The 17,653-nt window shown below is 69.9% G+C and carries 18 protein-coding genes and 1 tRNA gene; 6 read left to right on the top strand and 13 right to left on the bottom strand.

What is annotated here, in order from left to right; all coding sequences use genetic code 11:
- Positions 1-312: 312 nt before the first annotated feature.
- The 11 genes from KQY30_RS20010 to KQY30_RS19960 form a co-directional block, all read right to left on the bottom strand.
- On the bottom strand, positions 313-1,017 hold the full coding sequence (locus KQY30_RS20010; RefSeq protein WP_217308004.1) for a hypothetical protein: 705 nt from the start codon (positions 1,015-1,017) through the stop codon (positions 313-315).
- A 47-nt stretch (positions 1,018-1,064) separates the two neighbouring features.
- Positions 1,065-1,259: a hypothetical protein gene (locus KQY30_RS20005; protein ID WP_217308003.1), complete on the bottom strand. Its 195-nt coding sequence runs from the start codon at positions 1,257-1,259 to the stop codon at positions 1,065-1,067.
- A 2-nt stretch (positions 1,260-1,261) separates the two neighbouring features.
- Positions 1,262-2,395, bottom strand: coding sequence for a hypothetical protein (locus tag KQY30_RS20000; protein ID WP_217308002.1), 1,134 nt, complete (start codon positions 2,393-2,395; stop codon positions 1,262-1,264).
- 76 nt (positions 2,396-2,471) lie between these two features.
- Positions 2,472-2,942, bottom strand: coding sequence for a hypothetical protein (locus KQY30_RS19995; protein WP_217308001.1), 471 nt, complete (start codon positions 2,940-2,942; stop codon positions 2,472-2,474).
- A 59-nt stretch (positions 2,943-3,001) separates the two neighbouring features.
- Complete coding sequence (locus tag KQY30_RS19990) at positions 3,002-4,609, bottom strand: DEAD/DEAH box helicase (RefSeq protein WP_217308000.1); 1,608 nt, start codon at positions 4,607-4,609, stop codon at positions 3,002-3,004.
- 360 nt (positions 4,610-4,969) lie between these two features.
- Positions 4,970-7,630, bottom strand: a complete 2,661-nt coding sequence (locus KQY30_RS19985) for a bifunctional DNA primase/polymerase (RefSeq protein WP_217307999.1) — start codon at positions 7,628-7,630, stop codon at positions 4,970-4,972.
- Positions 7,627-7,905 (bottom strand): hypothetical protein, encoded by a 279-nt coding sequence (locus tag KQY30_RS19980; protein WP_217307998.1) that lies wholly within the window; start codon positions 7,903-7,905, stop codon positions 7,627-7,629. The genes KQY30_RS19985 and KQY30_RS19980 overlap by 4 nt, the downstream gene beginning before the upstream one ends.
- Positions 7,902-8,609: a hypothetical protein gene (locus tag KQY30_RS19975; RefSeq protein WP_217307997.1), complete on the bottom strand. Its 708-nt coding sequence runs from the start codon at positions 8,607-8,609 to the stop codon at positions 7,902-7,904. The genes KQY30_RS19980 and KQY30_RS19975 overlap by 4 nt, the downstream gene beginning before the upstream one ends.
- Positions 8,606-9,061 carry a hypothetical protein gene (locus tag KQY30_RS19970; RefSeq protein WP_217307996.1) on the bottom strand — a complete coding sequence of 152 codons (456 nt, stop codon included), beginning with the start codon at positions 9,059-9,061 and terminating at the stop codon, positions 8,606-8,608. Before KQY30_RS19970 ends, KQY30_RS19975 begins: the two co-directional genes overlap by 4 nt.
- Entirely contained in the window at positions 9,058-9,363 is a 306-nt protein-coding gene (locus KQY30_RS19965; protein WP_217307995.1) for a helix-turn-helix domain-containing protein, read from the bottom strand. Before KQY30_RS19965 ends, KQY30_RS19970 begins: the two co-directional genes overlap by 4 nt.
- Positions 9,360-9,584, bottom strand: a complete 225-nt coding sequence (locus tag KQY30_RS19960; protein ID WP_254407232.1) for a hypothetical protein — start codon at positions 9,582-9,584, stop codon at positions 9,360-9,362. The genes KQY30_RS19965 and KQY30_RS19960 overlap by 4 nt, the downstream gene beginning before the upstream one ends.
- Before the next feature lie 322 nt (positions 9,585-9,906).
- Between KQY30_RS19960 and KQY30_RS19955 the strand changes: the two genes are divergently transcribed.
- From KQY30_RS19955 to KQY30_RS19945, 3 genes are all read left to right on the top strand, one after another.
- A complete protein-coding gene (locus tag KQY30_RS19955) occupies positions 9,907-10,311 on the top strand; it encodes an XRE family transcriptional regulator (protein WP_217307994.1) in 405 nt (134 codons plus the stop codon).
- 141 nt (positions 10,312-10,452) lie between these two features.
- Positions 10,453-10,926 (top strand): hypothetical protein, encoded by a 474-nt coding sequence (locus KQY30_RS19950; RefSeq protein WP_217307993.1) that lies wholly within the window; start codon positions 10,453-10,455, stop codon positions 10,924-10,926.
- A 70-nt stretch (positions 10,927-10,996) separates the two neighbouring features.
- Entirely contained in the window at positions 10,997-12,613 is a 1,617-nt protein-coding gene (locus tag KQY30_RS19945) for a tyrosine recombinase XerC (protein ID WP_217307992.1), read from the top strand.
- On the opposite strand, the gene KQY30_RS19940 is transcribed toward KQY30_RS19945, so the two are convergent.
- Positions 12,613-12,686 (bottom strand) — tRNA-Thr (locus KQY30_RS19940). The genes KQY30_RS19945 and KQY30_RS19940 overlap by 1 nt on opposite strands.
- Before the next feature lie 204 nt (positions 12,687-12,890).
- Here KQY30_RS19940 and KQY30_RS19935 point away from each other — a divergent pair.
- The 3 genes from KQY30_RS19935 (at position 12,891) to KQY30_RS19925 (ending at position 15,519) form a co-directional block, all read left to right on the top strand.
- Complete coding sequence (locus KQY30_RS19935; protein WP_217307991.1) at positions 12,891-14,015, top strand: ABC transporter ATP-binding protein; 1,125 nt, start codon at positions 12,891-12,893, stop codon at positions 14,013-14,015.
- 302 nt (positions 14,016-14,317) lie between these two features.
- Positions 14,318-14,740, top strand: a complete 423-nt coding sequence (locus tag KQY30_RS19930; RefSeq protein WP_046507952.1) for a hypothetical protein — start codon at positions 14,318-14,320, stop codon at positions 14,738-14,740.
- 62 nt (positions 14,741-14,802) lie between these two features.
- A complete protein-coding gene (locus KQY30_RS19925) occupies positions 14,803-15,519 on the top strand; it encodes a nucleotidyltransferase family protein (RefSeq protein ID WP_217307990.1) in 717 nt (238 codons plus the stop codon).
- 141 nt (positions 15,520-15,660) lie between these two features.
- On the opposite strand, the gene KQY30_RS19920 is transcribed toward KQY30_RS19925, so the two are convergent.
- Positions 15,661-17,649 carry a DoxX family protein gene (locus tag KQY30_RS19920; RefSeq protein WP_217307989.1) on the bottom strand — a complete coding sequence of 663 codons (1,989 nt, stop codon included), beginning with the start codon at positions 17,647-17,649 and terminating at the stop codon, positions 15,661-15,663.
- Between the last annotated feature and the right edge of the window lie 4 nt (positions 17,650-17,653).

Raw genomic sequence — 17,653 nt, 5'->3', positions numbered from 1 at the left:
TGGTGAGATCAAGGTGTACGCCCGGCTTGCCGGGCTTAGGTCAGGCCGTGGTGTGGGGGTGGAGCCCCGCGCCACGGCCGTTCTGCGTCAAGGGAGTTGGTGGAGCAACTCCCGAGTGGCACTCCACTAACGTAGCGTCTTCCCTGGACCGTGGCAATCCACTGTGGGACGATTCCCGCATGCCAGCAGGAGTCCACAAGAAGAGGGCGCGCACGTACCGCCCCGAGCCCGAGGTGTACGAGCGAGCGAAGGCTGCCGTCGCCGAGGTGGGCTCCGACATGAACACCCACATCAACGCGTTCCTGCTCTGGCTCACGCATGAGACGGATGAGCTTCCGGCGCGGCCGAAGCAGCGTCTTCCGAAGACTCCTCAGTAGCTTCCTTCGCGTCCTCGTCCATCCACCCCTTCACCCGGGCCAACGCCTCCAAGGTGACCGGCCACGACGACCGGCACCACCGGCACCGCACATCCGCATCACCCGGGAAGTACCGCAGCACCGCACCGCACGGCTGCCCGCCCTCCACCAGGGCCGGGCACGGCCCGAGCCGGACCGGACGCTTCGCCGGATCCGGAGCGTCCACCACCGACATGGCAGCCCGCTCCAGCTCCTTGACGGCCCGCGCCATGTCACCGGCCGCCGGCCACTCGGTGGCGACCCACTCCATGCTCATCAACAGGGCGCTGGCGGCGGCCGTGACGCGTTCGCCGATCCCGACGCACACCACCGGCTCGTCCCATCCCCGGTCGGCGTGCAGGGCCGCACGCCAGCTCTCCAAGGTCCCGACCATGCCGCCGGGCCCGCGCAGGCTCAGCGGCTCCTCAGCGACCGGCAGCGGCGCCTCGGCCGCGCGGGCGCGGCCGTACTGGGTGGTGGCCCGGCCGCCGGGCGGGAGGAACGCGGCGAGCGCGGACCACAGCTTCGGCATCCGGTCGAGACGCGCGGCCGTCGCCCGGCGGCACCCGCCGCACAGGTAGCCGGCCACGGTGTCCCGCTCGCACATCAAGCAGGTGTTCATCGGACTCCTTGGGGCTGAACAGGGGCGGTACTGGTGCTGGTGGTGGTTCAGGCGAATCCGATGGGGGTCTTCTTGGGCGCCTTGCTCTCCTGCTCATCGAGGAGCTTCAGCGCGTGGGTGAGGAGCGCCCGGCAGACAGCGCGTTCGCGGTCGTCCGTGACTGCCTCGGTGTCAACGGCGGTGTACGTGCCGGCGGTAGAGCGGTACGCGATGAGGGGGCCGCGTCCGGACGGCAGGGCCATGGTCAGCGCTCCGTGGTGGTGTCGGCGGCCGAGGCGTCGAGGGCGGCGCGTAGCTCGGTGGCGGCGCCACCGAGGGTGCGCAGCACGGCCCATTGGGTGGCGAGCTTCCGCGCACGGTCGATGGCGGCCTCGGCGCGCTCCAGCTCGGCTTCGGCCTTGGCCCGAGCCTCGTGTGGAGTGAGCGCGCCAGGCGCGTGCCGCTGCACCACCAGCGTGTATGTCTCGGGGGACTCGGCGACCTTGACGTCCATGGCCACGGTCTCGGTGTAGTTGGGTGCGTCGCCGAGCATCGTGCGGGCGGCAGCGACCCAGTGCGCGAGGAGTTCACGGGCCGGTTCGAGTTCCATCTCGGCGCCGTTGCGGAAGTCCATGGACCGGATGCCGGTCTCGTCGAGTTGCTTCTGGATCCATCGCTCGCGAGCCTCGTCGTGACGGCCGTCGAGTTCCGCGAGGAGAGCGTCCCGTTCGGCGGTCACGTCGGCAAGCTCCGCGTCCGCCACGGCCATGACCGCGTCGGCCATGTGCTGTCCGTCGTCCAGGACCCACCCGCTGGTCGCGGTGATCGCCGCCGCGTACCGCTCGCGCCGGGCGTCGTCGGGCACGGGCAGTGCGAGGAAGCGGCCATACACAAGCACAGCCGGGCGTCCGCACCCGCACTCACACTGCTGCTCCGTGCTGGGCTGCTCGGGCCGGGTGTCGGGATGCCCTCCGACGGCATCATGTCCGGTGCAGGGGCAGCGGTGCTCAGTGAGCACGCTGACACCAGTGATCGCGTTGCACGGGGTGCGCTCACCGCAGGACAGATGCCCGCACGTGGTGCACTTGCCGGTCGCGGGCTGCTGTGCCTCGTCGGCCAATCGGCGCAGCTTCTCCAACGCGGCCTCGTCGTCGGCGGTGAACTCGTCGCCGCGTGAGGCCATCGTGTCGGCGGCCAGGTCCAAAGCCAAGGACAGGAACTGCCGCTCGGCATCAGCCAGAGCAGCGGTCCGGGCGGCGGCCACAGCTTGATCCCGCTCGGCGGTGAGCTGCTCGGCCTTCGCCTTCCACCTGTCCCCTCGTCGCCAGCCTCGGTTGGCGTTCTCGTACAACTGGTCCAGGGCGTCGTCGGTGATGCTGTCCGCGTTGTGGCGCTTCATGCTGATCCTCCCGGGTGCAGTGGTGTGACGGATGGTGGGCCGCCCCGCAGCCGAGTTGCGGGGCGGCCGTGCGGCTTCAGCGGCAGATGACGCACACGTGGAAGGCGTCGGTGGACTCGTAGCACCGGTCGACGCAGTGCCGGCAGTACGGCGTCCCGGCGTACCGGGCACGGCCGTCGAACCGGCCGTCGGCGGGGTCGAAGGCGGTCCGGCACTTCGCGCACGCCGTCGGCTCGGTCCTCTTGTGCTCGGGGCAGTAGTCGCCGAACTCATTGCACTGCCAGCCCTGGGTGCGCATGTGGGAGCGGGCGACTTCCAGCCGTTCGGTGCTGGTCTGCTCCTCCGAGACCATGTACTCGCCGGTGAACTGGGTGCCGCAGTCGTCGCAGTAGACGCAGATGCGGGACGGGTAGAGCGGGTTGTCCGGGTCCCGCAGGATCGTGGAGACGATCTCGGGGGTCAGCGGCGAGCCGTACGCCGCGGTGGTGTCGGCGACACTGGCGTGCCCGAGCTCCTGCGCCGGGGTGGGGTTGGGCTGGGTGTCCATAGGTTCCTCCGTGATGTGATGGGTGGAGGTCCGGGCCTGGTAGCGACAGGCCCGGACGTTTACGCGGCGGGAAGAATGAGCTGGCCGAGGACGCGGCCAACGCGGTCCTGGTCGATGAGATCGGCGACGTCCCCGGCAGTGCTCGCGCGCGGCACCGTGACGCCGAGCCGCCGGCAGAGACCGAGCTGCTTCGTGGTGGGCTGGCTTCGCCGCCACCGGGCCTCGCGCGCGACGAAAGCCCCGGGGGCGAGCACCTTGGCCTGCTGCTCCAGCCACGCCAGGGCCTCTGGCAGCGGCCGGGCCACGTCGTCCGTCGGCGGGTGCACACCGTGCGCCTGCGTCCAGCGGCGCATCCGGTACATCCGCGTCCCGGGGTCACGGACGAGGAACAGGAACATGGCGCCGGTCAGCCGGATGAACCAGGTGCCGTCCTCGGTCCGGAGCCAGCGGATCGCCGAGGACCCGAACAGGTTGATCTCCTCGGCCTCGATGCGGGCTGCGAGCGCGCGGCGTTTCTCGTTGGCCACGTGCTCCTCAGCGACCTGCCGTAGGCTCTTGCCCTCCTCGGCCTGGCCGATCTCCCGCTCGGTGAGGTCGACCATGGAGGCCAACTTGTGGCGGGACGCGGCGCCCATTACGTCGAGCAGCAGGGCGTCACGCTTCCCGGGTGCCGGGCGCAGGCCGCGGCCGACCATCTGCACGTACAAGCCGGGGGACTTGGTAGGTCGGGCGACCACGATGCAGGACGTGTGCGGGGCGTCGAAGCCCTCGGTCAACACCATGCAGTTGGTGAGCACCTGCACCTCACCCGCCTCGTACTGAGCGAGCGTCGACCGGCGCTCCTCCCGGCCCATGTCGCCCCATACCGGGGCCGCCTTGATGCCGACCGCCCGCAGCGAGGCGGCGGCGGCCTGCGCGGTCGCCACGGTCGGCGTGAAGACGACACCGGGCCGGTCCGCGGCGTGGTCGACGTACGCCTTGGCGATCGCGTCCAGTGCCCCGGAGTCCTCCAGCGCCTTCCCGAGCTGCCCGTCGACCAGGTCGCCGCCGCGGGTCTTCACCTTGTTCAGGTCGAGGGTGTCGACGGTGATGGCCTTGCCGCGAACGTCGCACAGGTAGCCGTCGCTGATCATGTCGAGGATGTCGAGGCGGAAAACGACGTCCTGCCAGACCTCGGCGAGGCCACCGTCAACCCGGGTCATCGTGGCGGTGAACCCGGCCACCGGCACGCCGTCCCAGGCTCCGAAGTGCTGGAGCACTTCCATGTAGGTGCGGGCAGCTGCGTGGTGGCACTCGTCCACGATGATCAGGCCGATGTCCTGGATGGCCTCCCGCCGCCGGGCCACGGCCAGGGTCTGGATGCTTGCCACGATCACGTCGGCATCGTGGTGGTCATCGTGCTGGGCTTTGACGATGCCGACCTTCAGCAGCGGGTCGACAGCCAGGAGTTTCGCGGCGGCCTGCGAGATCAGTTCCTCCCGGTGGGCGATCACGAGGACGCGGCGGCCGTTGAGGGAGTCGAGCATCTGGTGTGCCAGGTGGGAGAAAACCACGGTCTTACCGGCGCCAGTCGGCAGCACGACTGCCAGCCGGTTCTTCCCTGTGGTCCAGCCCTGGCGCAACGCCTCGATGGCGTCGACCTGGTAAGGGCGGGGTGTGAAGGACATGGGTCACCTCGAATCGGTTGCTGGGCTGTTGCGGGGAGTGCGGGGACCTCGCGGGAGTCCTGCGGGGACTCCGGGGCGGTTCCACATGGGCTTTGGTCAGGGGTTTTGCGGGGATGCGGGGACTTGCGGGGACTCTGGAAATCCCTTGATGCCGGAGGGCTTCGGAACTGGCGTGAGACGACGTGCGGCACATGTGATGCGCGATGCATGCGGGACGCACGCGCCATACGGGGCATACGCCGGGCCCCCCGCGAGTCCCCGCGTCCCCGCATTCGTGCTGGTCGGGCCGGTTGCGGGGGCTTGCTGAAGTCCCCGCGCAGGTCCCCGCAGACTCCCCCGCACTCCCCGCGCCCCGGCCGGTCATGACTCGTGCCGTCCGGTGCCTCGGTCGGCATGGACATCGACGCGCCACAGGTTCTGCTTCCGGTGGCTGTCCACGACCATCACGACCTTGTGAGTGCCGAAGTAGCGGCCCTGGCGGGCCTTCAACCAGATGCCCAGCTGGTTCGCACTCGGCGGCTCGTCGCCCTTACGCGGGACGTGGTTGGGCAGTCCCTTGATGACGGCCCCCGTGGCCAGAGGCTCGGCGCCATAGGTCTCACGCCACATCTCCAGGAAGAGCGCCCACTCCTGCTGCTCGTCGTCCTGGTTGCCGGCGTCGGCGCCGTTGGCCATCCAGCCATCGACACCGAGGTAGTGGAGCAGGCCGGCCATCATGGAGGCCCATTCGCTGTAGTCGCCTTTGCGGACGCGGATGGTGGGCGCCCCAGCAGCCAGCCAGGCCCGTACGAGGGTGACGAGCGCGGCGACCAGAGTGGAGGCGTTGGCGCGGAGCCACGGCCGAAGGTCCCCGATGCGGAATCCGTCCCGCTGGTCAGGATCAGGGCAGTCCGGGTCGAGCCTGACCCACAGGACTCGGCGGCGGTTGTCGCCTCCGGTGCGGAGCGCGTTCCCAGTGGCGATCCACAACCGGTCGTTCCGCATGGTCACCTTGCCGGTGGCCCCGAGGATGCGGTCGCCCCAGTGCTCGCCGGTGAGTAGGGCGGACAGGATCGGCGTCTTCAGGACGAATCCGTTCGGCAGATTGTCGAAGACGACGACGGGGGATCCGGTGCCGTACAGCTGCGTCGTGATGCTCTTGCGCAGCTCGGTGTCGTTCTCGGGCCAGGCCGTATCTGCCGTGCCGTAGCAGTGTTTGAAGATGTCCTTCAGCAGCGTCTTGCCGCTGCCGGCCGCTGTTGCTGTGATGGCTACCATCTGCGTCGGCCCGTGGAAGTACGCGCGCACGATCGGGGTGAGCAGCGCGCCCAGGAAGTTGGCGCGGTCGCTGTGTTCCACCCACGGGAAGTCGGCCAAGACCTGGCCGAGCACGATGTCCTTTGCCCGGTCCAGGCTCTCCTTGGTGACCTGCGGCTGGAGTCGGCGCAGTGGCACCCGAGGTTCCAGGTAGAGGCCGGTTGTCCGGTCGTACCCTGGGGACTCCAGCAGGCTGCCGTCGGGCCGGATCACGGGTGATGTGACGACCCCGCGAAGGAGGGGCAGCGGCCAGTCCTTCCGGCCGAGGACCGTGGCGCAGCTCTTGGGCATGAGGAGTTCGCGATGTTCTTCCAGCTCCTCGGTGACGGGGTTGCGCTTCACGACGAAGCTGCTGACGTGGTCGGCGAGGTAGGCCCGGAGGTTGTCAGAGCCGAGCTGCTGGACCACGGGGTCGTCGTTGTCGTCGCGGTACACCCAGCAGGGGCCACCGGACCGCTTGTAAAGATCAGGCAGGCTGCCGTTGCCCATGAGCGCGAGGACGCCGTCGATGGCGTCGGCCTCGTTGGTGATGTCCAGCTCAGGGCGGGCCGAGACGGCGCGCAGCTGGGGGCCGCCCTCGAACCCGTCATGCTGCTCGGGCGCCTGCTCAGCGTCGAGCGCGGTCGAGCCGTCGCTGAAGTGCTGCGGCTGGGCAGGGACCGAGGAGAGGCGGCGGCGCGGCGGCGGCGTGCCGTACCCCTGGGCGCGCAGGGCGGAGGCGGCGGCCTTGTGGTTGCTGCCGTGCTGCAAGAGCGCGTAGGCACCGAACTTGGTGTACGGCACCTCTGCCTGGAACTCGGAGCCGGTGGCGAAGACGTACAGCCGGTCCCGCTCGGGGTCGCGCCCGGTCGTCGCCTTCACGCCGCCGACACCGTCGGCCCATCCCCAGTACGTCGTGTTCCCCCGGGTGATGATCGGCCGGAAGGTGCCACGCAGGATGTCCGCCCAGTCCGCGCGGGCCTCGTACTCCTCGCCCGGGCGTAGGCCGCCGTCGGGCAGCGGCGGCAGGTCACGAGTCGGCGCCGTCTTCGGGGTCTCCGCCTTGGGCAGGTCATCGAGCATCCGGCAGACGGCACGGATCGCGTCCATCACGTCCGGGTCGAGGACAGGGACAGTGGCTGGTGATCCGGCGATACGGACGTACGGGCGCCCGGTGGCGTGCACGGTGCCGCTGCTCGGCTCGACGAGCCCGTACCCGCCCTCGCCGCGCGTCTCGATGAGGACGCGGACGATCTTGCTGTTGGGCCTCTCGGCCAGCCGCTGCCGTTCCTCGGGGGTGTACTCGTCCTCGCGCGCCAGCCTGGAGGCCAGCTTGCGGTTCGGAGGGACGGGAGCGCCATCAAGGCGGACGCGGTAGTGACGGCCGCCGCTGGGCGACTCGGTCACCCAGCCGTTCAGGACGGCGGCCCACGACTCCCCGAGGCCCGACGCCTCCATGATCTCCGTGACGTCGTCCAGCAGGCCCTCACGGATGGCGAGGCCCTCGAACTCCAGCAACTCGACGCCGCCGCTGACCTCGCCGTAGACAACGGCCAGGCCACGGGCCTTGTCGCCGGAGAACCATGCGTCATGTTCGGCCGGCGTGCTGCGCTCGACCTTGTACTGAAGCCAGCTGACGGCCGGCTTCTTGGTGCCATCAGCCTTGATGGGCAGGACGCACAGGCCAGCGTCGTGCAGCTCGCGAGCGGAAGCCCGGAGGTCTGGTGTGGGCTGCGCGTCGGTCAACGGTTCTCCCCGTGGTGGTGCTGGGTCAGGTGCTGGGTCTTGATGCCGTCGATGAAGGCCTTGACGCCGCCAACGCCGATCGGCTCGCCGTCCTCGTCCAGGTCAGTGGAGAAGACGGGGCCTTCGCGGCGGTGCGGGCAGCCGGGACGCAGGCACTCGTATCGGGCGCGCTGACCATCAAGGTCGACGAACAGGGCGCCTTCTATGCGGCCACCCCCGGCCGGACGGCCGGGGGTGGGGACCCCGGCCGTCGCGGTGGTAGTCGTCTCGCTCACGCGCGGCCTCGCGCGGCGTTGAGTTCGGCGGCACGATCACGGAGCGCCCGGAGCCCGGGGAGGAAGTCCTCCAGGCTCTCGACGAGTTCACCGGCCTGTTCCGGCGTCAGGTCGTCGTCACCCTGGTAGGACCACACAGCGATCCGGGTCACCCGGTCCGCCGGGTTCTCCTCGTCAGTGGTGTACAGCTCCGCGTTGAGGATCTTGCCCCCGGCGTTTCCGGCCTGGACGCTGTAGCACTCGGCGTCGGGCTCCAGCGGGCCCACACCCTCCGCTACATCGGCGAGGAGCAGCACCTCACCCATGTGGCGGGTGATCTCGCGGGCGCGCTGCCGGGCCTGGGCGGCGGTGAGGTCCAGGTCGAGGAACCCGACCTGCGGGGCCTCGCCCGGCACTGCGTGAAGGCCGACCGGGAGGGTGTGTTCCCCGTAGCCGTCGACGCTGGGCAGTGCGGTGAGCTTGGACCAGCACAGGTCATGGGCGCCGGTCTTCGTGCACCAGTCGTACGCGGTGCACGCGGCGTCCGGGACGGGCTGCTCCATGGCCGGCGGCGGGACGAGGCCGTGCTTCACCAGCAGGTCAGCGGTCAGCCCGGCGAACTCCGCCTGGTCGATCCGCCCGGCCAGGCCAGGCACCGAGGCAAGGATGTGGCTGGCGATCTCCGCGCCGAGGGCGGCCGGGTTGGGGGCGGTGGTGTGGGTCATGCGCTCTGCTCCCCACGCTCCAGGTGAGCGACGAGCATGCGGGTGACTCGCAGTCGCTCGGCCGTGTCCTGCCCGGCGGGTACGGCGAGGATGGTGCGGCCGTCGGCGAAGTCGTACAGGTTGGCGAGGAACTTGCGCCGCAGGTCCTCGCCGAGGAGTGAGGTGTCCAGCTCCTGAACGGTGAAGCCGTGCTCGGCGACGAGCGCAGCGAACTCGTACCGGTCCGCGAGCGCGTCGAACGCGTCGAGCTGGGCGCGCAGCTCGGCGGTCTTGGCGCGGAGCTGGGCGGGGGTGATCTCTCGGATGTCGTGCTGGTTGTGGCTGGTGGAAGCGACGAGCATGGGCAGCCCGGTGTCGCTGTCGGTCGTGATCTCGGCGTCGAGCACGAGACTCAGGGACTGGCCGGGGACCGGCTGTCGGCTGTCGGCGGCGGGCGGTACCGTTGTCGTCACGAGTGCTCACCAGTCTTCTTCGCAGTGGATTCGTTGCTGTGCTCGTCCGAAGCCGTCGCGGTTGCCGCCGCGTCGGCTTCGCTGTTTTCGCGAAGGTGCAGATAGGCCAGAAGGTCGACGTGCCGCACGGAAAGGCGGCGCCCCAGGCGTACGACCTCGAAAGGCATCCGGTCTTCGGCCGCGAGCTGGTACGTGGTCGACGCGGAGATGCCGAGGGCCCGACCGACGGTCGGCCAGAGCGGGACCATCGCGGGCTGGTCGAGGATCTCGGCGATGGAAAGCGGCAGCGGCGGGGTCGTCATGCCGACACCGCCTGACGGCGTCGGCTCCGCGTGGTCCGGCCGATGCACTCCCAGAGGACGGGCAGGTCCACGCCGATGCGGTCGGCGACCGCTTGCGCCACCTCGCCAGGGACGGACTCCTGGACTCCGGTGAGGAGGAGTCCGATGGTGCTGTGGTGCACGTCGGCGGCGTCGGCCAGATCTCGGATGCTGACGGAGCGGCCATCCCCCGTGCGTCTCATGAGCACACGCAGAAGGTCCGGGTCTACCAGCCGGTACATGGGCTTGCGCAATGTTCACCTCGTAAGACGAGTTGTCGGTCTCGTTGAACAACCGTCTCACGAGATAGACGCATTGTCTATCTCGTAGAACATGGGGAGGTATTCAGCCACGCATGGCGGCCTCCGGCCATCCGGGTGCGACCCGGTAGCGTGCTACGTCTGACGGCATAGACAATCTGTCGATGGAGTCAAACAGGAGGCCGCCCCTGACCTGGGCGGTGACGCCATGCGCACTATGGGGGAGACAGACACCCAATGGCAGAAGAGTGACAGGATGGGCCTTATGACCGACTCTCAGTCCCGGACTGACTTGTCCGATATCGTGCGCAACCGTCGCGCGGAACTGGGGCTGAGCCTGCGGAAGTTGGCAGAGCGCTGCATCGACCCCGAAAATCCGGCCAGCGGACCTCTGTGGAAGTTCGGCGTCGTCGACCGGCTTGAGAAGGGGCTCCCCATCCTCGTTCCGCAGACCCCCGAGCTGCGCGCTCTGGCGGCCGGCCTAAAGCTCCCGCCCACCCTGATCAAGGAGGCCGCCGGCGCACAGTTCTTGGGGCTCGACACAGTGTGGGCCGATGATCACGAGACGCGCGCGATGGTGCACGACTACCAGGCGATGAGCCCGGCAGACCGCGAGCGGGTCCGCGACCTGATGAGGGCGTGGAGCAACCACCCCAAGGCCACGGATTAACACACAGTTACTTTCCTGTAACTCCTGGCGCTTTTACTACCTCTTGGGCATGATGGTTCCCCCGCCGGGGGGCGGAACAGATGACTCCGGCGCCGCTATCGAACAGGTGTGCGGACCGGTAGGCGTGGTGGGGGAAAGACCATGAACGAAAAGCTCAATGAGGTGACCTCCGTCACCTTCTCGCTAGGCCCTGGGGCGAACATCTCCGCTGGCCGAGCCTGCCGCCTCACCGAGCAGGATGCCGCCATCACGGTACGCATCCGGTACGGGCACGCCCATCCCGGGCTGTGCCGAGACCTCAACGATTTCCACCGGCAGATCCTCGGGGTAGAGAACCGCTGGGCGCAGGCGTGGGACCCGAGCGATCCCGGCCGGGTCGACTCGGCACCCAAGGGGCTCGGCATGGCCGATGTGCAGTGGAGGATCGTTCCTGCGTCGAAGCTCCCCGCCGCGGCCACCTGCCTGCCGCTGGAGGAGCAGGGCCGGTTCGTGTGGATGATCCGCATGGGCTTCGCCACCCCCCAGCTCATCACGGAGATGAACGAGTACCTCGCCAGAATCACAGGCGATGGGCTGTGGGTGCAGCGCTGGTCCGATCGGCCCGACACCCACTGACCCGGCCCGTGTACGGCGGTCGCCCGCGGGTCAGGTCCTCACCCGGGCGACCGCCATGTTGGGAGAGCGCATGAAGGGTTCGACATACCGCCGCTGCTATTGCCGCGGCGACGACGGCAACCCACTGGGCAAGGCATGCCCGCAGTTGTCGAGCAAGCGGCATGGCACGTGGGCGCTACGTCAGGAACTGCCGCCACGCGAGGGTGGCGGGCGACGCAGCTTTTCCCGGGCGGGCTACGCCACCGCGAAGGACGCGCAAGAAGACCTCGACAAGGTCCGCGCCCTTCTCGCACTGCCCGACAAGGACGACGTTGAGGGCCAAGTCCGCATCGGCGACCTTCTGGAGGTGGTGTCGAACGACAAGAAGGCGCCGATACCTGACCTTGAGGAGACACGGCGCCGCTTCCAAGCCGGGCAGAAGTTGACGTCCACGATGACGGTGGCCGACCTCCTAGACGAGTGGCTGGAGGCCAAGAAGAAGTCGCGGCGGGCGACAACCGTCAACGGGTACCGATCCCGCGTGAACTACCACCTGCGCGAAGGCGTCGGCCACCACCGGCTCGACCGCTTCAACGTCGGACATGCCCAGGCTTTCTTCGACGGGATCGACGACCGTAACGATGTGATCCGCGCGGAGAACGAGGCCCGCCGCGAGCAGCAGGCACGGGCAACCTGGGGGAAGCGGTCCCGGCCGCCGAAGGCTGAGCGCGAGCGCCTGGCCGCCGAGCGGGCGGCGCTGGCGGAGATGCCGCCCTACCGGCGGATCACCGGCCCGGCGACGAAGCACGACATCCGGCGAGCCCTGCGGACAGCCTTGAACTTCGCGATCAGCCGCCAGTACATCACCTTCAACCCCGCCGCCCACGTCGAACTCGGCTCGGCCAAGCGGCCAAAGGGACAGCTCTGGACAGCCGAGCGGGTGGCGCGCTGGCGTGAGACGGGGGAACGGCCGGGGCCGGTCATGGTGTGGACGCCAGCGCAGCTCGGCGCGTTCCTGGACGCAGCCGAGGAGCACAGGCTGTATGCCTTCTTCCATCTCGTCGCCCACCACGGACTCCGCCGTGGTGAGGGTGTGGGGCAGGACTGGGCGAACGTCAACTGGGAGGCGCGGACCATCGCGGTGGCGAAGGAGATCGTGACGGACGGGTGGACGCCGATCGAGACCGAGCCGAAGACGGACGGCTCGGCGGCAGCCGTGAAGCTGGACCGGGGCACGATGGAGGTGCTGAAGGCGCACCGCGAGCGCCAGGCCGCCGAGCGGGCCGCGCTGAAGGAGAAGCGCCTGCCGTGGTCCGATACGGGGAAGATCTTCACCCAGGAAGATGGGACCTGGCTGCACCCGGAGATGGTCAGTGACGCCTTCCGCGAGATTGTCGCGACAGCGGACCTTCCGCCGATCAACCTCCGGGACCTCCGGCACGGGGCGGCAGCGCTCGTGAAGGCCGGCGGCGGGGACATTCATGACGCGAAGGCGAAGCTCCGGCACTCCACCATCGCGCTGACCAGCGACACGTACATGGAGCTGTTCGAGGAGTACGAGGAGGAGCTGACCGAGCGCGCGGCGGCGGCCGTCCCCCGTGCCCGGAAGGCGGCTCCCAGCACCTCCGCTCACGCATCGCTCACGCAGGAGCCGGAGGAGGAGAGCCAGGCCGAGGAGGAAACCTCCCCTGACCTGGCCTCCGGCTGAGCCCCCTGTCGGATTCGAACCGACGACCTACGCATTACAAGTGCGTTGCTCTGGCCAACTGAGCTAAGGAGGCGTGTGCCAGCAGTGTAGCGGCCCCCGATCCGCGGTCGGCCAGGAATTTACCTGTCGCCGGAGTGCTGACAGAACGGGAAACGCCAGGTAGCGTCACCCGCAGTTCACCCAGGTGGACTAGACCCATCTTCCGCCTCGCGGCGGGAGAACCATTCCTTTACTCGGATCGTCCGGCACGTTCCTGCCGGTGGAGGGACACAGCGTCATGGCAACTGTCTCGTTCGACAAGGCAACCCGCGTCTACCCGGGTTCCACCAAGCCCGCCGTCGATCAGCTTGAGATCGAGATCGCGGACGGCGAGTTCCTCGTACTCGTCGGTCCTTCCGGCTGCGGCAAGTCGACCTCCCTGCGGATGCTCGCGGGTCTTGAGGACGTCAACGCCGGGGCCATCCGTATCGGTGACCGCGATGTCACGCACCTGCCGCCGAAGGACCGGGACATCGCCATGGTGTTCCAGAACTACGCGCTCTACCCGCACATGTCCGTCGCCGACAACATGGGCTTCGCGCTCAAGATCGCCGGCGTGAACAAGGCGGAGATCCGGAAGAAGGTCGAGGAGGCCGCGAAGATCCTCGACCTCACGGAGTACCTGGACCGCAAGCCGAAGGCGCTCTCCGGTGGTCAGCGGCAGCGTGTCGCGATGGGGCGCGCCATCGTGCGTGAGCCGCAGGTGTTCCTCATGGACGAGCCGCTGTCGAACCTCGACGCCAAGCTCCGCGTCTCGACCCGTACGCAGATCGCGTCGCTCCAGCGCCGCCTCGGCATCACCACGGTGTACGTGACCCACGACCAGGTCGAGGCCATGACCATGGGTGACCGGGTGGCGGTCCTCAAGGACGGGCTCCTCCAGCAGGTGGACTCGCCGCGCAACATGTACGACCGGCCGAGCAACCTCTTCGTCGCCGGCTTCATCGGCTCCCCGGCCATGAACCTGGTCGAGGTGCCGATCACCGACGGCGGTGTGAAGTTCGGCAACAGCGTGGTGCCGGTGTCGCGCGAGGCCCTCGCCGCCGCCTCGGCCAAGGGCGACAAGACCGTGACGGTCGGTGTCCGCCCCGAGCACTTCGATCTCGCGGAGGCGAGCGGCGCCGCGGGCGCGCTCTCCAAGGACGCGCCGGCCGGTCTGGCCGTGACCGTCAATGTCGTCGAGGAGCTGGGCGCCGACGGTTACGTGTACGGCACCGCCGACCTCGGCAGCGAGCGGAAGGACATCGTGGTCCGCGTCAACGGGCGTGCGGTGCCGGAGAAGGGCGCCAAGCTGCATGTCGTACCGCGCGCGGGCGAGACGCACGTCTTCTCGACCTCGACGGGTGAGCGTCTGACCGACTGAGTCGGCCACCGTACCGACTGAGTCGGCCGCCGCCAGGACCGGCTCGCCGGCCGGGCCTCCCCGGAGGACCTCGCCTCCCGGCGGACCGTCTCCGGGGGACGCCACTCCGAGGTCTCGTCCGAATTCGTTTGTACGGCCCCGCACTTCGGTGCGGGGCCGTTTACGTGTGTCGACAAATACCCCGGCACACTGGCCTTTTCGGACAGCGCCGTCAACCCGCGATTCGAAAAGAACGCTCGAACCATCCCTCGGGAGAGTGACTAAATGTCGCCAAATCATCACTGGCCGCTACGCTCGCCTGCGTGACCCACTCAGCCCGCCGTATCGGCCGAACTCTCGCTCTCGTACTGCCCGTCGTCCTGGTGCTCTCCGGGACTCTCGCGGTCGCCCGCGTCCCGTGGGCGGCCGGCACAGCCGAGTCGCAGGTCCTGACCGCGTCCTCGGACACCGCTTCGGTACGGGCCAAGTCCCGTACGCCCCAGGATATTCTGCGCGAACAGCTCCTTGTGGAACTTCAGGAGAAGGATCCGGGCATCGCCCTGACGCACCTTCAGCGGCAGGTCGAGGAGCGTCCGTCCCTCGCCAGGCACTGCATGTCGATCGCGCGGGCCCTGGGCCGTGCGGCCGTGGCGGTGTACGGACCCACCCGCGCGCAGTCGTTCTCGCGTCCCGTGTGCGACACCTCCTTCGCGTACGGCGTCTCGCAGCAGGCCGCGGGAAGCTGACCGGCCTGCGGGAAACCGACCGGGGGCTCGCCCGCCATGCCGGCCCGCCTATCGTTCACGGCATGCATACGTTTCCGACGCAGGCCGTGGTCCTCGCGGGCGGCCAGGGGTCGCGGCTGCGCCCGTACACCGACGACCGTCCCAAGCCGATGGTCGAGATCCCCGGCACGGGGACCCCGATCATCGGCCATCAGCTTGCCTGGCTCGCCGCCGAGGGCGTGACCGATGCCGTCGTCTCGTGCGGCCATCTCGCCGAAGTCCTCCAGGACTGGCTGGAGTCGGCGGATCTGCCGCTGCACGTCACGACCGTGGTGGAGCCCGAGCCCCTGGGGCGCGGCGGGGGGCTCAAGTACGCCGCTGCCAGGCTTCCTGCCCCGCAGCAGCCGTGGTACGCCACAAATGGCGACATCTGGACACGTTTTTCGCTGCGCGAAATGGCCGCGTTCCACGCGGAGCGCGACGCGACGGCGACACTCGCCCTCGCCCGTCCCCGGATTCCATGGGGCGCCGTCGAGACAGACGAGTTCGGCCATGTCCTGGACTTCATCGAGGCGCCACCGTCGCCTTATCTGATCAACGCCGGTGTGTATGTGTTCTCTTCACGCTTCGCGGAGCTGCTGCCCGAGCGCGGTGACCACGAGCGGACGACGTTCCCACGGCTGGCGCGCGAGCGCAGCCTGGCGGGCTTTCCGCTGCCGCAGGGGGCGTACTGGCGCGCCATCGACACGGCGAAGGACCTGACGGAAGCGGCCAAGGAACTGGCCTCGGGCAAGCACTGAGACCGAGCCGGGCCGGGCCCGGAACACACTGTCCGGACCCGGCCCGGGCCACTCGTACGGTACGAAGCGCAGTTACGGGCGGGGGACGGGGACCGCTCCGGCCCCGCCCCGTACCCCAGCGCCCGTACCCCCGCCCCAACCTCAGCCCAGCAGCCCCCCGATCGGGTTGTGGTTGCCGCCGCCCGACGTCGAGCCGCCCGTGCTCGATCCTCCGCCGTCGCCGCTGCTCGCTCCCGTACTGCCGTCGCCAGCGCCGCCGCCCGTGGTGGACGGGCCGCCGCCCTGGCTGCTGGACGGCGGCGGAGCCTGCTCGGCCGTCTGCGGGGCCTGGCGGCCGGTGCCCTGGGTCTGGCTGGGCTGTTGCTGCTGGCTCTGGCCGGTGCTGGTCGCACCGCCCGTCTCCGGTACGGAGCCGCCGCCGCCCTGCGCCGGTCGCTGGGCCTCGGGGGTGCCCGACCGGGTCGCGGACGGTTCGGACGGCCGGCCTTCGGTCGTACCGCCGCTGCTGGGCGTGCCGGAGGCGCTGCGACCGCCCTCGCCCGGTTTCTGGGGCAGCGGTTCGCCCGGAAGCTGATTGACGGGGTCGGCGTTCGGGCCGGGTACGGTCACCATGTCCGAGGACCGTACGGCGCCGCCCAGCACCGAACCGACCAGCAGCGTCAGCCCGATGACGACGGTCGCGACGAGCCCGCCGCGGCGGAGGACCCGGCGCCGCAGGTCCCAGATCTCGGAGCGCGGCCCGAGCGTACGCCAGGCCTCACCGGCGAGCCGCCCGTCCACGGAGTAGACCGGCGCCCCCGCGATGATCAGCGGGGACCAGGCGGCCAGATAGATGATGTCGGGCGCGTCGTACGCCGGAACGGTCCGCCAGCTCACGGTCAGCAGCAGCGCCGCCGACAGCAGCGCGCCGAAGCAGGCGGCGACCCGCTGCCAGAGGCCGAGGACGGTCAGTACGCCGGCCACGATCTGGAGGAAGGCGACGCTGAGGCCCGCGCCGACCGGGTGCGAGAGCGCGAAGTCCCGCAGGGGTTCCGCGAGGGCCCAAGGGTGCAGCGAGGAGAGCCAGGTGACCATGGAGCCGCGCTCGCCGCCGTCGAAGTAGACGGGGTCGCAGAGCTTGCCCATACCGGCGTAGATGGAGATGAAGCCGAGGAAGACGCGGAGCGGGAGCAGCACCACGCCGAGGTTCATGCGGCGGCCCGGGTAGTAGGCGTGCCGGACGCCTGCCCCGTCACCGGCCCGGGTGCCGGTGGCGCCGTACCGCCCGGCGCGCGAGCGGTGGTCGTGCCTCTCGTCGTACAGGTCGTCGAGTTCGTACCCGCCGGTGTCGGCATCGGTGCCGGTTTCGGCATACGGCTCGCGGTACGGCTCCGGATACGATTCCGGCTCCGCCTCCGGGCCGGGCGTGTCGTACGCGCCGACCGCCTGCCGCATGGGCGGCAGCAGCGGCCCCACACCCGTACGGGCGGCGGGACCCGCACCGGGGCCACGGCCGCGCCCATGGCCCTGGCTGCCGACCACCGGGGTCGCCACCGTGGCGTCGCCGTCGAGGTCGAGCCGCGGGATGACCTGCGTGGCGCCCGCGTCGTAGTCGTACGCCCGTCCCGGCGCCCCCGACACGCCCGGACCCCCGGACATCCCCGCGCCCGACACGCCCGGGACGCCTGCCGGACCCGGCCGCCCGGGTGCGCCGGGCCGGCCGCCCGGGACGGTCCGTGCCTCGTGCGTGTCGCGGTAGCCCGCGGGTGGCGTGGCGGAGTTCCGTACGGCCTGGAGGAGCCCGGTGGCGCCCGGATCGCCCGGCGCCGACTTGCCGCTCCACACGACGGGCGCCCTGCGCCGGCCCGCGCCGCCGGTACCGCCGCCACCGGCCCCGCCGCCCGCTCCGGTGCCCCGGCCGCCACCGCCTCTGCCCGCCGTGCCTCCTCCGGCGGTGCCCGGGGGCGTGCCGGGGAAGCGCCCGGTGTCCGCCAGGGCGCGTGCGGGGCTTGGGCGCTGGGAAGATGCGAGCTTCACCCGGAAGCTGGCGTGGTTCACGATGACCTGCGCGGGATCGCAATCCACCTTGAGCATGCTCAGCGGGGGCTGATCGTCGAACCCGGGCCTGGGCGTTCTGGTGTCCACACTCATCTAA

Source organism: Streptomyces sp. GMY02 (assembly GCF_019056675.1).
Classification (GTDB): Bacteria; Actinomycetota; Actinomycetes; order Streptomycetales; family Streptomycetaceae; genus Streptomyces; species Streptomyces odonnellii.
This window is presented reverse-complemented; position numbering and strand designations above follow the sequence as displayed.

Bases quoted from the DNA above. Each gene is read 5' to 3' on its own strand.
- KQY30_RS19955 (WP_217307994.1), top strand. From the start codon at position 9,907: ATGACCGACTCTCAGTCCCGGACTGACTTGTCCGATATCGTGCGCAAC.
- KQY30_RS19975 (WP_217307997.1), bottom strand. From the start codon at position 8,609: ATGACCCACACCACCGCCCCCAACCCGGCCGCCCTCGGCGCGGAGATC.
- KQY30_RS20010 (WP_217308004.1), bottom strand. From the start codon at position 1,017: ATGAACACCTGCTTGATGTGCGAGCGGGACACCGTGGCCGGCTACCTG.
- KQY30_RS19945 (WP_217307992.1), top strand. From the start codon at position 10,997: ATGAAGGGTTCGACATACCGCCGCTGCTATTGCCGCGGCGACGACGGC.
- KQY30_RS19960 (WP_254407232.1), bottom strand. From the start codon at position 9,584: ATGAGACGCACGGGGGATGGCCGCTCCGTCAGCATCCGAGATCTGGCC.
- KQY30_RS19950 (WP_217307993.1), top strand. From the start codon at position 10,453: ATGAACGAAAAGCTCAATGAGGTGACCTCCGTCACCTTCTCGCTAGGC.
- KQY30_RS20005 (WP_217308003.1), bottom strand. From the start codon at position 1,259: ATGGCCCTGCCGTCCGGACGCGGCCCCCTCATCGCGTACCGCTCTACC.
- KQY30_RS19995 (WP_217308001.1), bottom strand. From the start codon at position 2,942: ATGGACACCCAGCCCAACCCCACCCCGGCGCAGGAGCTCGGGCACGCC.
- KQY30_RS19925 (WP_217307990.1), top strand. From the start codon at position 14,803: ATGCATACGTTTCCGACGCAGGCCGTGGTCCTCGCGGGCGGCCAGGGG.
- KQY30_RS19990 (WP_217308000.1), bottom strand. From the start codon at position 4,609: ATGTCCTTCACACCCCGCCCTTACCAGGTCGACGCCATCGAGGCGTTG.
- KQY30_RS20000 (WP_217308002.1), bottom strand. From the start codon at position 2,395: ATGAAGCGCCACAACGCGGACAGCATCACCGACGACGCCCTGGACCAG.
- KQY30_RS19920 (WP_217307989.1), bottom strand. From the start codon at position 17,649: ATGAGTGTGGACACCAGAACGCCCAGGCCCGGGTTCGACGATCAGCCC.
- KQY30_RS19965 (WP_217307995.1), bottom strand. From the start codon at position 9,363: ATGACGACCCCGCCGCTGCCGCTTTCCATCGCCGAGATCCTCGACCAG.
- KQY30_RS19935 (WP_217307991.1), top strand. From the start codon at position 12,891: ATGGCAACTGTCTCGTTCGACAAGGCAACCCGCGTCTACCCGGGTTCC.